The following is a 13140-nucleotide window of genomic DNA, read 5'->3' on the forward strand; positions in this document are numbered from 1 at the left end:
TTACATGTCTAGAGGCCTATTAGCGCGATTTATGCTTATCTTAAACGGTTCAATATTTTCTATATGCTCAATTTGCCTAATAATTGCAATTTTCCTAATTTCATCAATCATATCAGCAAACATCTTTTCTTCTATTTGTTTTGAACCATTCAAATCATCTACCACAACACTTTGAATCAACTTGAGAATCCTAGTCCTAATTCTTCTGACCACTTGTGTCGCTTCTGCAAACCTTTGATAGTTTTCCTCAACCTCCTTGTCACATAAAACTCTACCAATATAAATAAACATTTCTTTTTCTTTCGGCCCCACAATATGCGAGTCCTCATCAATCCACTGTCTTATCGTTTGAGCTGTAACGACACATCCAGCCTTGTCAAACATCTTAACAATATCAACATATGTCCAGTCATTTGAGTCCTTTAGTTCTCTAAAGTCCTCCTTCCATCGTTTAACCAGCTTGTACGCATCATTTACTTCTTCGTTCCTATCGCATAATTCACACAATAGATCATCTACTATATCTTTTGTTTTATCATCATTAATGGTGAATATGAGCTGATCGCCTGCTTCTATAGCGTCAACATCTTTCTCTACTACCTCGCCTCTTAATGAATCTACTACATATGCGGTATATCCTTTACTAAATAATAACTTTTCACCTGAATCACATTGAGCGTATCTGCATACTTCAATACCTTTTTCCCTTGTTCCACCTCCTAGGAAATATTCTCTTGACTGATACATCTCTGCTTGCAAGAACATATTTCTAAACACATCATCTATAACATGTTCTTCAGTATCTTCTTCAACAATTGTCTCTATCTCTTTTGAATCAGATAGAATAGCGTCATCCTCATATATTATTTTTTCAGTTAATTCGGATGGACACTTTTCTTCTAATCTCTTTACAAAAAGATGAAACTCCCTCTCAAGAAATTTACATAATCTAATCTGAGTATCATATATAAAAATGACAACCTCATTAGCAGACATCAAGCTATATGGATTGATAGCATCATAATTTAATAATGCCGGGAAAATAACACAATCATAAGAAGATAGCTGCATATCTTTTACTCGAGATTCTGTAGTAATCCTATACTTGAAATTTCTAAATCGCATATTACTCTTTATGTAACTATCGCATATTTGCTCATAGTTTCTGCCTGGAACTACAAATAAAATTCTGTTGTAACCTTTATCAAATACATATTTCTTGATATAGTCCTTTTTGGGATTCTTTATACAAAAATCCTGATAAATGCTACTTATGTAAGTCAGAACCTCATTTGCTTTATCTTGCAAATAATCCGCAAAAAGAACAATTATCTCCTTTTGTTTTGCTATTATTTCCTCTCTTGTCTCTAATCCCAACTTTCTCGCATTATCTTCATATTCTTTTATATCAAAGAAAGCCATATTAAGCAGTTTAAGCATTGAATATGCCCATCTGGCAAACTGAATAACATTTATATCATCACCGCTATTATCCAACAGGTACTTTATTGTCGTCCTTACCTTTTTGTATTGACTCCACTTGAAAGTACTGTTGACAACTTCGTACCTTATACGGCGATAAGCCACTGACTCTAGCTCCTTATATAAAGATAATGATGTATCATTATTCGGAGTAAATGTCACGTTCATATTCCTGATTATATTTGGGGTCAAAGAAAGCATTTCAGCATCAGAATCCAATAACCCCTCAAGTAATTGGTTCTTTTCTATAGGTGCTATCAGCCAACTGTACCGTAGCTTTCTTCTTCTAAACAAACTCTCAAAATCATTCAATCCCTTTTTATAGGATTTTGCATTTAAAGCAACAAAACCTATTACATCATTCTGATCACGATCAATGACTAATTCCCTAGCACGTAAAATACTGTTCGTTGCTTTTATAGCAGGTTCTACATTACTGGCATTTCCTTTTTTCCTAAATTCCTTTGTGTCCGTATAATATGTTACCGTTACTAAATCAAGTAACTCATATGTCTTATCTTTATCCACAAAATTTAGAATAATATTATCGAGAAGATAATCTAACTTTTCATTATCAATCATTACAACTGTTGATAATTTCGCTGTTGCAGTTATTTGACTTGCATCGAGTTCAAGAATATCTGACAAGAACTCCATTCTCTTTGATTTTGTAGTTCTTACCCCTCGCCCTTTTATATCTGTTGCTTTTCCATAGTATGGTACAAGCTTTCCAATCGAATTTTGAGAAATAAATCTTTTTCCAGTAGGATCCTTAACCTCCACCAACTCAATCATTCCAGGCATCCTGTCTGAATTACCTTTGTATATATATAAAAGATTCTTCTTATCTCCTTCGTATGAAACTACGCTCCCTACCTCAAGCGCCCCTGATTTATCATCAATATCATTTTCATCAAAAATAATATTGATCAGTGCTAACAGAACAAAGGCAATAGCGTCATATACTATAGAACCAGTATGTAAAAATACCGAAGAAGTATGCGATTCCTTAATCGTATCAACCAAAAACCTTGATGCCACTTCAACGATTAGTTCATTAGAGACAACATCTCCATCCAATACAACTTCACATTTTTTTAATGCTTGTATTAGTGAAGCCTTTCTATCTTCTTTATTATTCTCTTCCTTTTCTTTGCTAATACCGTTTTCACTCGTAGCTTTTGTAACAATATCAGATTCGGTCTTTTTCACCGGATTGCTACTAGCTGATAATTTTATTCTTGCCATCTTTCCACCCCATTAACACCCATTTACAAATATAAAGCAAAAAAATCACACCTTGATATACTTTCCTGTCTTCACTCTTTTATCAACTGGCCTTTCAGCATCTATAGGTATGGCCCATGAATGCCCAAAACGCATAGCCCCGATAATAATTCCATCTTTGCACATGGTCTGAATTCTTCTTTCAGATAGATTCCACTTTTGAGCCACTTCCTTAATTGTTAAATAGTCCATTAATAATCCCTTTTCTGCAGATTAACGCCGACATTAATATTATATTCGTTGAAACGCCAACTATCAACAAAACCATTGTTATACACTTAAAAAGGCTACGCCATCAAATGCGTAGCCTTCAATTCATAAATCATTAAGTTTTATTTCTCTATCTAATGAAAACATTTTTCTCATTTCTGAATGTGAATACTGTTTCTCTGCATTCATTTCTATCATCTTAATAAAGGTCGCAACTGAGATTCCTGATCCATGAACACCGGATTCCTCAACTTCTGACGCAATTTGTTTATCAAAAGTAGAAATGAAGCCTCCTGCTACATATAGGAAAAAACCAATTGGATATGTTGATTCACTGTAATTTCTAATTTTTTCTATATAGTTATGAACCATACGATTATGATGGTCCCCAGTAACACTGTACCTACTATACGCCTTATTATCAACTATAGCTTGATATCCTTCACTATCAGACAAAAGCAAAATGTCTGGAGCTGATTTTGCACCTGTTTGCCCTAAGTGTATTGATTGATATCCAAAAACATCACTAAACAATTCTGTGGTAGCTTTTTCAAATTCCACAGCCTCTTCTGTCCCCTTAAATGCCATTTCATAATAATTAGCCAAAAAGCCACCAATTAAACCATGCGGATAAGAAGAAACCAACGTATCCTCCACAAGGACTTTATCCGCACCTGTAACCTCTACAACATAGTCTATTACAGCGCTATCAATTGATTTTATCGGCCTCTTTGATGCAAGCATAATCATTGCATTCTTAATCTTTTGAACATCTATACTACGAGATGTTATAGTTTTTGTTGCTAAAAGATTACGTGTGTCCTTTTTATGCCAGGGATCTATCCCATATTTGCGCTGAAAAAACTCCCCGTCCTCAGGATTAGCAATCAAGGAGCTCTTTTCTGATAAGATTTTTTTCACTTCATTCTTATTTTCGTCTGGTACAAAAATAATACCTGTATCACGTCCAACAAGCTGAGTGTATTCCAACCAATTAAACATCGTATTGGCTATGTCTTTTAGTTTCTGATATGGATCTGCCGCTTCTGGATTCACATCTGGAATATATTTATCAAAAAAGTCATCAGAAAGCACTTCATCGCCGAAGTTCCTGTACTTAAGAATCCTATCAACTATTTGCTCGTAATCTTTTTCCGTCTCTGCCTCAGTTATAACGATTTTTCCAACTTCATCAGTAGACAAAGTCGAAATCCTATCATCTAACAAGAGTTGCAAAAGGAATCTAAAAGGCTTTATTCTGAATCTTTCATCCACACCTACCGATAAAGAAAACTGCGATGGGAACTGATACTCTAAAACCTGCTTCCTAAGCACGCTAACTGGCGAACGGCCATCAATAATTGCTTCCCCAGCCAAAGTTAAATAAACCTGTTTGGTTGTACTCTCCTCACAGATTAATCCTAATGATCGAAGCCAGGCTGCATAAGTCCTACCGCCTGAGCCCCCACCATCTCTTCTAGAACCAACTCTTTTTAATCCAGCCGCTTCAAGATCATTTTCAAACTGTACATGCAATGTGCGGCTACCATCCCACTGGTGTTCTAAAGTTGCTCCTGCAAACACCGATAGGATTTCCGGTATAGAATTCAACTTTCTCTTTGGTCTGGTCACCCACCAATAATTACATTTACTCATTAAGATTTGCCTCAACACTTTCATATGGAATTCCTGCAAAGGAATTCAAAACAGCTGTTGTAACAACCTCACTAAGCTTACATGGAACTGCCATTCCTATCTGTCTTCTTACGGAAGAATAATTCCCCACAAACTTATAATTATCTGGGAAAGTCTGTATTCTAGCGCGCTCTCTATTCGTTAGTTCTCGATCTGTCCAGTGATATCCAAATGTACCACCACCACCTGCAGCAGTTATGGTATAGCTTGGTTTCTCTGGATCAAGTTTTCTATATATTTGGGATATCTTTGTTCTGGTTTTTATCCTAAGTTCTTCAGGCAAAGTTCCCTCTGCTTCCGCCTGCCACACATTCTGCCCTGGCTTTATATAAGACAGTCTTCTTACGACCGTGTCACTCAATTTCCTACACTCACTATTAGGCATATCTTCCGTAATTCCTTCAAGCGCAGTCCTTGAAGAAATATCACAGTCTTTAAATAACTCTGGACTTGGCACCTTGAATTCAACATCTATATCATCTCTGATTCCGACTATAATAACCCTGTGTCTAGTCTGGGGCACACCATACTGTTCTGCTTTATAGAGATTTGTAACCAGTTTGTATCCCGATTCTCTCATATCCTGTAAAATTGTTTGGAAATCATTTGTGCCAGCTGAACGTATACCAGAAACATTCTCTGCCATAAACCATTGCGGCTGAAAATGTCTAAGCACTTCAATGCCATACCAATAAAGCTGCCCAAACTTTTCATTTGCTATTCCCTGATGTTCTCCAACGTTCGAGAAAGAATTACAGGGAAATCCATATGCAAATGCATCTATCTTACTCAGAGATTTGATATCTAAATCCCTTACATCACCACAATAAACACTCTTTGGATTATCAGGACAAATATTCAGCCTATATGTTTCACAAGTATCTGGGTGATAATCATTTGCCCAAGCATGCGTAAGCTTGAAACGTCCATCATCGCTTACGGAGTTTAATGCTCCACATGCCAAACCTCCTGGTCCGCAATAGAGCTCTCCAAGCTTAAATATCTTACCTTTTTTCATCTTCACCTCGGTTTCTACGTGGTCCCACGTTCACAGCGGATAAGTGCCGCCGCACTATTCTATAGATTATTAGTTTATCACAAATGCCACGCTTTTTGCAGCTTCTATAATTGTAGAAATAATTGTTTATATCCTCAAATGGTTTTCATTTTGTGAGGATATATAATAGATTTGCTAAGAATATTTTGAATGATTTTAGAAGTCAACCAAATATATCCCCACGCTTATCTGTGTAAAGCTCCCCTTCTGCTTTATATCAGTAATCTTCGCTTTGAGAAGCTTTCCAGCATCCATAAGCCTGGCGAATACTATGTTGTCCTTCTCCGGGACATAGCCAAGCTTTTTCTTTTCATCGTTGAGGATGAGGATGGCGTTGCTGTCAAACTTGTTGTCCTCACGTTGCAGAGTAAGCATGTCACCAACCTTGATGGAATCAAGAACAGACTTATCCTCAAGGTGCGTGGTGCCGGCCACGTAGGAATCAAAGAGGTGGATCTCTTTGATGAGAGGCTTGATGATATCGCCAAGTTCATGACCTTCTATTGTGGCTACTGCACTTTGCTGCTGTGTTACCTTTAGTTCATTTTCCATGTTAACTTTACCCCGCTTCCCAATAGGCCTTCAAGGACCTCATCCAGCTGCTTGCTGTAATCCTCATAGGTCTTAAGCTCCGTTTTCAGATCTTCCTTCTTAGCCTCCACTGCCTTGCTGTCTGCGAGAAGGAACTTGTACTGATATGGATCTGTCTCCATTATTTTCATAATCTCTTTTTCCAGGTCGGATATCTTTTCCTCAATATCAGGAATGTCCAAGTCATCAAGATCTACTGCCTCAAGGGCCTGCATCACAAGAACCTCCAGTTCCTGAAGATCCTTTAGGCTGTTACAGGAATAAGCTATGGTCACTCGGTGCCACAGATCCATGAGTTCCCTTGATCCGGTAGCTGCAGGATTGATATCCGGATGGATCTTCTTTACAAGCCTATGATAGATGCGCTTAATCTCTAGCATATCTCTTTCTGTCACAGTTATAGACTTAAGGGCTGCCTCATGTTCTTTTAACATGTCATCCAACTGTGCCTGAAAATCAGCCATCTCTTTTTCCAAATAGGCCTGAAGCTGCGCCTGATCAACGTTGTTTCCATGGTTGATGGCTGCCTTTTCTTTTTTCTGATGCACTCTATCTTTTTCCTGAAGATCTCAAGGATAAGATCCCCGAACACTTTCACATATTCAGCGTGGTACTGGAAAGCTTCCTTCTTCAGTTCATCTCTTCTGTTTATGAGTTCCTCATACCTAGCATAAGAGGTATTATGTCCCTTTATAACATCAGCCATTATCCATCACCTCAAATCCATACAGATCGCCGTAAACGGCGGTAAGCTTTGTTCCATCTTTGGTAGTAGCATCTTTAAAGAAATCATCTCTTGAGTGGTACCATTTGCCATTAAAGCAGACCACGCACTCGTCGCCTTCCATTACTGACTCCAGGCTCATCTCCTCATCTTCATAAAAGAACTTTATCTTGTGAGGAGTGTTCAGGAGATAATAAAGATCAAAGAAATCAAAGTAGTCTTCATCAAACTCAATCAGCTTATAAAGGTCATCGATGAGCCACTTCATGATATTGAGATTGCCAAAGAAGGCATTGTGTCTAATTCGCTGAGCTAACCAGTCTTTTGCCCTGAGGTAAAGCTCAATGGCATCTTCTTCTCTTCCCTCATCTGTTCTGATCCTGGCAAGTCTTGTATAAACTTCAGGCACGGGCTCAAATACATTTCTGCAGTCCTGGACTTTATCATAGAGGCCCTCGATCATGCTCTTGTACTTATTCATATCCTTGTCTACGTAGTAGCCGTTCCTGTACATGTCAGCCACTTTGTAGGTTGCAACGAGGTTACCCTTGTTCATCATCTTGGTGAAGTAACCGAAGGCTTTGCCGTAATCTCTTTCTCCGGTCCTACCGTAATACCAGATGTAGCCAAGGCACTCATAGGCTTCATCATAGTCCATAGATGCTGCCATCTCATAGTATTTAAGGGCCAGGTCGAAATGCTTTTTCTCATAGTAATATCCGCCAAGGTACATCATGTCTCTGGGATCCTTGCGTTCTTCGATAAGGAAGTTCATTGCCTCGATGAACATGAACTCCTCTTCATCTGTGAATTTCCTGCCTTCGTCAAAACTTCTTACTATATTTTCAGCATCTTTGATTGTCATGGTAAACCTCCTTGGGAAACCAATATAATTATCTCACACTTTTGTTTGATATGATGATAACGCATCAGAACTTCAGAAAGGTCGCTTCGCAGGCGACCGAGAGTATTTTAGTGATGATTGCTGTGATGAATAATCCAGTATGCATGATTACATCCATTTGTCATCCTGAATGCCTCTTCTTGCATCTGTCTGTATAACTCCGGATTCTTCTTTTTCACTGCTGCGCATCTCAGATCAAACTTCAAAAATCCTGCGACAATTTCAATTGTCTTTACAAAACACCAACCCACAAATAATAATGGAGCAAACGCTATAATCAAAAATAACATGGTATTTTCCTCTCTTTCTTAATCAATTTCTCCATCTCTATGGCAGATGTCGTAGTACTCACATGTAACACAGAAATGTTTGCAGAACTTGTTGTGGCCCATAAGGCATTTCTTAACCCAATACAAAAGTCTCTTCATAAGCTCAGCCTCCTTACCAGCCCATGTCATCCATCTCATCTTCGAAGTCCAGCCAGGCATCCAGGCGATCATCTTCCCTGTCACGCTTGAATTCTTTCTGTCTGCGATCGAAGTCCTTACGTTCCTTCTTGCTCATGCCGCCCACAAGACTCTTGTACTCTTTATCTGTAAGTCTTACATCTTTATCCTTTCTTCCAAAAAACATATGCTCACCGTCCTTTCTCTATAGACACAGGCAGGAAATGATATATGATCATTCCCCGCCCCAAATACCTTTTTCCTCGCTCCTTGTACCTCTATCCTAAAAAATCAACAGTCCCATAAAAACACCAACTGCATATTGTGTCCATTTATAGTCACGCCCACAACATGTGGCATGTTTTGACACACAAAAAAGAACTATTGATATTGCACCAACAGTTCTTTCTTAATATGATTACCCGATTGAAATATCTCAATACCCAAGCAGTCTGCAGAACAAATCTACGGGCTGTACCATATATTCGTTTGGACGAGCACTGCTTCTCATCTGAACCTGACCATCAGCTCTTGATTCCAGAGTTATCACTGTCCCATCCGATTTTGTAAAAGTTATCTTTTGCCCGGTTGAAGCCCCTGCGACGTCGCCTTTCTTTGAATACTCCTCGGAAAAGAGATTACGCCAGCGTCTCTTGATTCCATCAATAACCTTTCTGTACAAGACAAAGTCTTCGCTGTGAATCAGGAAAATATATGAGCGCTGAGTCCCTTTATGAAATGTGAGTATTACGGGCTTTGCATCCGGAATCCTATCTACCATGGCGTTCTTGTAATCATCCCACTGGGTATACGTCCTTCTTCCCTTGTGGCAGTAATAAACAACATTGTATCCTTCGTTATAATATCTTTTTACTTCATTAGGGAAGATATATTTGTCAGCACCTTTTGCCAGATAGTCATTATTATCCAGCAGCCCATTGTCAGGATCCAAAAAAATCAGATTGGAACCAGCCAGCGCATCCATGCTCTTGTTAAACCAATGTATTCTAAAATGTTCCTTTTCTGGAGGATTACCCTGTATCTTAAGAAGGCCATCATAGTACAAGGCGTTTTCTACCATGTCAGAATCTTTAACTGCCTGAACTGACCTGTTTCCACTATTCACAATCCTCTTTAGTGTATCAAAAACCACAGGATCATATCTGCGCATATCATCTTTTTCCAGATATCTGATATGCTTCCCATCATTGGAACCATCATCCTCTGTAAGATACCAGTTGATTCCAACTCTCACTCCAGCTTCTGAAAAAGCTCTAAGCAGGGAATATTTGCCATAGTCTCCAACGTCACCAACGTACTGATTCTTCATGTGATTACCCTCATTTGTTTGTGTGGTTTCAGCGTTTTTATTATAACAAAAAACTACGCCACCCATGTAGATGACGTAGTTAGATATCCCCATTTTCAAAACATATCTTCAGTTATTTCTTCACATACGAACCATATATAACAAAAGCGCTAACTGTTCCATTAAACGAATTTTGATAAGAACACATGTTAATGGGAACTCCATATACAGTAACCTTATCGTTTTTATTTACATCCGGAAGCTCTCCTGGACATAATACAAATACCCTGTTACCATCAGTATCCTCTACTATGAACCATGTAACTACAGAGTCGAAAACTGTCTCTTGTCGTATCTGTATTATTTTCTTGGTTTTAAATGTAATTATCTCGTCACTGTGTTCTCCCGGCGTTTTATATAGCTCATTAAGGATAATATCCTCATTTATTTTACCCTCTAACGCCTCTTCATTCTCAACCATAAACAAGTTGTCATGCTCATCAATAAACTTTATCGAAGCATCATTTACCGAGTAACTCATAAAATCTTTTACAGTCCCCAGATACACTAAAAGTTCGGACTTTGTAGGCGTACACTCTCCATTTGTCATATGCCCCCTATAATTTGTGACCTCATCACTATCGTATGTAACTACACCATAACCATTGTATGTTCCTTTATCAAAGTCTCCTTCATATGTATAAGTTATACCGCTATCATTAGTAGCTGTGAATTTTCCTGTTCCAGATGCCCTGCCATCAATAACACTGCCTTCATATTGGCCAGTTCTTGATACCTCCTTGAAATCAATGGTATAAACATTAGTCTTTAATTCCCCTTCACCCGAAATATCGCCGTCAGTCCATGTTCCAGAATAATCAATGTTGATATCAGTAGTTTCAGCCAAGAATTGCCCTGTTCCACTTGGTATTCCATTTACCATATCCCCAGTGTACTTTCCTTTAGCCACCTTGCTCTCATAGGAAAGATCATAAGGATAGTCCGTTATTTTACCATCTCCTTCAACTGTCCCATTTGCAAAGGTCCCTGTATAACTCCATCCATCTTCAGCCACAAATGTTCCTTCTCCATTTGGTCTCGCATCTGTGACTTTTCCAGAATAAACACCTGAATTATTATGTATTCCAATTTTTATTGTACAAGGGTACTTATCTACGCTTCCTTCACCGGATATTTTTCCATCCACAAAAGTTCCCTGATAGACCCAATTGCTCGTATCATCTATCTTTACAACATATTTTGCTTCTCCAACAGCATTACCGTCCTCCAGGGTTCCAGTATACTTTCCTGTATATGTAATTGTGTCATCCACAATTGTCAGATCATAATCCGTTACTTCTTTAGTACATCCGGCTAGAACTAATGGGACAAGCAGTAGCAATAATGCGCTAATCTTTTTCATGTTTACCTCCTGGCTAATCACAAACATCAATTAACGTATCTCCGTTCATTATTTCTCCGAATAATATTATATATTTGATGCCCCACAAAAGCATAAGTTAATCATAATTTAATAAACGGTTGTTTTTGACATTTCCCAACGCCTCGGCTAACAAAACGGGCAAAAAAAGAGCTCTAAAGCGCATGCCTTAAAGCTCTTTTGACTCATTATTATTCTGTCTCATTGCTCAATTATGGATGTCTGAAACCACCTCGCATATCTCCTCTGCCCATTGGCGGATGCCCTGGTCTTGGACCAGGTCTCATACCAACAGGCGGCCTTCTGTTACTTGCAAGAACCGCTCCTCCTATTGCGGCGATAGTACTTCCAATTATTGTTCCAGCACTGCTCGTGTTTACTTCAGTCTCATCATTTGTTCCGGACATACTCCCACTGACCTGTGAACAATCTGGCACAGGCAGTGGCGCTCCACAATACGGGCAGACATTTACGTCATCATTACTTCTCTGTTCACAATATTCACATTTAACCATATTTACAACACCTGCTTTCCATTTACATAAAGATGGTGCCCGTTGGCCGTAATGCTATCAAGGTCGCCTTCAAAATCAGATATATAGCTATCCCCTGTCAGGGTCCATGTGCTGCCATCATTCAAGTTTACAGTTACGTTTCCGGCTGCACCATCTTCGTTGATGGCGCCCTCATAGGTACTATCACTCAGGTTAATCTCAAGACTAGAGATTTCATCTACCGTTATGCCGCCTTCCAGCTTCTGATCCGTGGCATTCATGGTACAATCGCCGCCGTTGCTTCCATCTTTTCCCCATCTTCCTGAAGAAACAATGAGCAGACTTCCTGCGTCTGACAATGTAAGGTCTGCATTATTCAGATTGATAATGCTGGCAGTGTTAGTGCAATAGAACATTGCTCCGCTGTTTGAGGTCATGCTTCCACCATTCATGGTGAAAACGCTTGTCCCATCATCAGCATCTCCCGAAGCACTTTGGTATAAAAGCACATTTGCCTTTATACTTCCTTCTTTGGTGGATTGATCATTTCCAGTTAAAGTACAATCATTGAGGGTAACACTGTTTTTGCCTTCAATGATAACTGCCCTGGAGGTCTCTGAAATGCAATCGGCATTGCTGACTGTGATCTCTGCAGTACTATAAATAGCAGGGCATCCACTAGAGCCAGTGGCAGTATATGTTCCTCCATCAACTACTAGCGTCCCGCCACCTCTGTCAGATCTTATTGCCGCCTTGCTGGCACTTGTAACAGTAAGGTTATTTGCGTAAAGAGTCCCACCTCCGGCAACCTGGATTCCTCCGGCACCGCCACCTGTCACATCGACAGTAGAATCAGAAATATAGATGGTGCCACTCTCATAGGCAAACACTCCTGTAGCATTCTCTGCATCCGCAGTTATCTTGCTGTCTTTTATCGTAAGCGTAGCACTTCCATAAACTCTGACAGCAGCATTGACTCCATAAAAGCTTGAGTCATCTGCACTTGTTGCATCACCGCTGCTCTTTTGAATTGTGGACCCTGAAATCGACGCCGTTATATCTCCGGATACATCAACAGCACTCTCGTCGCTTTCTGTTGCCGTGTATGTCTCTCCTGTTATCTCATCACCATCCTGAAGCGTAGAAGATGCAGCTGTTGTAGATGAATCTGATGACTCAGATTTCTTTTTTGAGCCGCTCTTTTCTTTTGATTTACTTTCAGAGTTTTTTCCTGAATGTTTATTCTCTGAGCTTTCTGAAGAAGCAGCATCCGCCGATTCCTCCTGCTCAGAATCCGTCTCAGAACTTGTGACAGATTCTGTTGCGCTGCTGCTCTCTTTTGCATCAACTGTATTTGTATTTTCTCCGCAGGCAGTGAGCATTATGCTTCCGCCAATTAGCAAAGCTGTTAGCATTTTTCTTTTCATGATAATAGCCTCCTGACTATCGTTGTCGTTACGATAATCATAGAGGCTCTTCCTAAAATTTCCCTTAAAGTTT

Annotated in this window: 13 protein-coding genes; all 13 read right to left on the reverse strand. The window is 39.2% G+C overall.

Going from position 1 to position 13140, the window contains the following annotated elements:
* The 13 genes from G631_RS0109020 to G631_RS18705 all read right to left on the reverse strand — a co-directional run bounded on the left by G631_RS0109020 (position 1) and on the right by G631_RS18705 (position 13067).
* Entirely contained in the window at positions 1–2730 is a 2730-nt protein-coding gene (locus tag G631_RS0109020) for a DrmE family protein (protein ID WP_026489170.1), read from the reverse strand.
* 45 nt (positions 2731–2775) lie between these two features.
* Entirely contained in the window at positions 2776–2961 is a 186-nt protein-coding gene (locus G631_RS0109025; RefSeq protein ID WP_026489171.1) for a helix-turn-helix domain-containing protein, read from the reverse strand.
* Between the two features lie 123 nt (positions 2962–3084).
* Positions 3085–4635, reverse strand: coding sequence for an AlwI family type II restriction endonuclease (locus G631_RS0109030; RefSeq protein WP_035789569.1), 1551 nt, complete (start codon positions 4633–4635; stop codon positions 3085–3087).
* Positions 4628–5692, reverse strand: a complete 1065-nt coding sequence (locus tag G631_RS0109035) for a DNA cytosine methyltransferase (RefSeq protein ID WP_035789570.1) — start codon at positions 5690–5692, stop codon at positions 4628–4630. The genes G631_RS0109030 and G631_RS0109035 overlap by 8 nt, the downstream gene beginning before the upstream one ends.
* A gap of 195 nt (positions 5693–5887) precedes the next feature.
* Positions 5888–6283 carry an HIRAN domain-containing protein gene (locus G631_RS0109040; protein ID WP_026489174.1) on the reverse strand — a complete coding sequence of 132 codons (396 nt, stop codon included), beginning with the start codon at positions 6281–6283 and terminating at the stop codon, positions 5888–5890.
* Positions 6268–6870 (reverse strand): hypothetical protein, encoded by a 603-nt coding sequence (locus tag G631_RS0109045; protein ID WP_026489175.1) that lies wholly within the window; start codon positions 6868–6870, stop codon positions 6268–6270. Before G631_RS0109045 ends, G631_RS0109040 begins: the two co-directional genes overlap by 16 nt.
* 150 nt (positions 6871–7020) lie before the next feature.
* On the reverse strand, positions 7021–7911 hold the full coding sequence (locus G631_RS20225) for an SEL1-like repeat protein (RefSeq protein WP_051197088.1): 891 nt from the start codon (positions 7909–7911) through the stop codon (positions 7021–7023).
* A 107-nt stretch (positions 7912–8018) separates the two neighbouring features.
* Entirely contained in the window at positions 8019–8240 is a 222-nt protein-coding gene (locus G631_RS0109055) for a hypothetical protein (RefSeq protein ID WP_026489176.1), read from the reverse strand.
* 151 nt (positions 8241–8391) lie between these two features.
* Positions 8392–8583 carry a hypothetical protein gene (locus G631_RS0109065; RefSeq protein WP_026489177.1) on the reverse strand — a complete coding sequence of 64 codons (192 nt, stop codon included), beginning with the start codon at positions 8581–8583 and terminating at the stop codon, positions 8392–8394.
* 249 nt (positions 8584–8832) lie between these two features.
* Positions 8833–9726 (reverse strand): hypothetical protein, encoded by an 894-nt coding sequence (locus G631_RS0109070; RefSeq protein WP_026489178.1) that lies wholly within the window; start codon positions 9724–9726, stop codon positions 8833–8835.
* Between the two features lie 112 nt (positions 9727–9838).
* The gene (locus G631_RS0109075; protein WP_026489179.1) at positions 9839–11128 is read right to left on the reverse strand and encodes a hypothetical protein; all 1290 of its coding nucleotides are present in this window, start codon (positions 11126–11128) and stop codon (positions 9839–9841) included.
* A gap of 230 nt (positions 11129–11358) precedes the next feature.
* A complete protein-coding gene (locus G631_RS0109080; RefSeq protein WP_026489180.1) occupies positions 11359–11661 on the reverse strand; it encodes a hypothetical protein in 303 nt (100 codons plus the stop codon).
* Between the two features lie 2 nt (positions 11662–11663).
* Complete coding sequence (locus G631_RS18705; RefSeq protein WP_035789571.1) at positions 11664–13067, reverse strand: right-handed parallel beta-helix repeat-containing protein; 1404 nt, start codon at positions 13065–13067, stop codon at positions 11664–11666.
* Positions 13068–13140: the final 73 nt, after the last annotated feature.

Source organism: Butyrivibrio sp. XBB1001, assembly GCF_000424505.1.
Taxonomy (GTDB): Bacteria; Bacillota; Clostridia; order Lachnospirales; family Lachnospiraceae; genus Butyrivibrio.

Bases quoted from the DNA above. Each gene is read 5' to 3' on its own strand.
- G631_RS0109020 (WP_026489170.1), bottom strand. From the start codon at position 2,730: ATGGCAAGAATAAAATTATCAGCTAGTAGCAATCCGGTGAAAAAGACC.
- G631_RS0109025 (WP_026489171.1), bottom strand. From the start codon at position 2,961: ATGGACTATTTAACAATTAAGGAAGTGGCTCAAAAGTGGAATCTATCT.
- G631_RS0109030 (WP_035789569.1), bottom strand. From the start codon at position 4,635: ATGAGTAAATGTAATTATTGGTGGGTGACCAGACCAAAGAGAAAGTTG.
- G631_RS0109035 (WP_035789570.1), bottom strand. From the start codon at position 5,692: ATGAAAAAAGGTAAGATATTTAAGCTTGGAGAGCTCTATTGCGGACCA.
- G631_RS0109040 (WP_026489174.1), bottom strand. From the start codon at position 6,283: ATGGAAAATGAACTAAAGGTAACACAGCAGCAAAGTGCAGTAGCCACA.
- G631_RS20225 (WP_051197088.1), bottom strand. From the start codon at position 7,911: ATGACAATCAAAGATGCTGAAAATATAGTAAGAAGTTTTGACGAAGGC.
- G631_RS0109055 (WP_026489176.1), bottom strand. From the start codon at position 8,240: ATGTTATTTTTGATTATAGCGTTTGCTCCATTATTATTTGTGGGTTGG.
- G631_RS0109065 (WP_026489177.1), bottom strand. From the start codon at position 8,583: ATGTTTTTTGGAAGAAAGGATAAAGATGTAAGACTTACAGATAAAGAG.
- G631_RS0109070 (WP_026489178.1), bottom strand. From the start codon at position 9,726: ATGAAGAATCAGTACGTTGGTGACGTTGGAGACTATGGCAAATATTCC.
- G631_RS0109075 (WP_026489179.1), bottom strand. From the start codon at position 11,128: ATGAAAAAGATTAGCGCATTATTGCTACTGCTTGTCCCATTAGTTCTA.
- G631_RS0109080 (WP_026489180.1), bottom strand. From the start codon at position 11,661: ATGGTTAAATGTGAATATTGTGAACAGAGAAGTAATGATGACGTAAAT.
- G631_RS18705 (WP_035789571.1), bottom strand. From the start codon at position 13,067: ATGAAAAGAAAAATGCTAACAGCTTTGCTAATTGGCGGAAGCATAATG.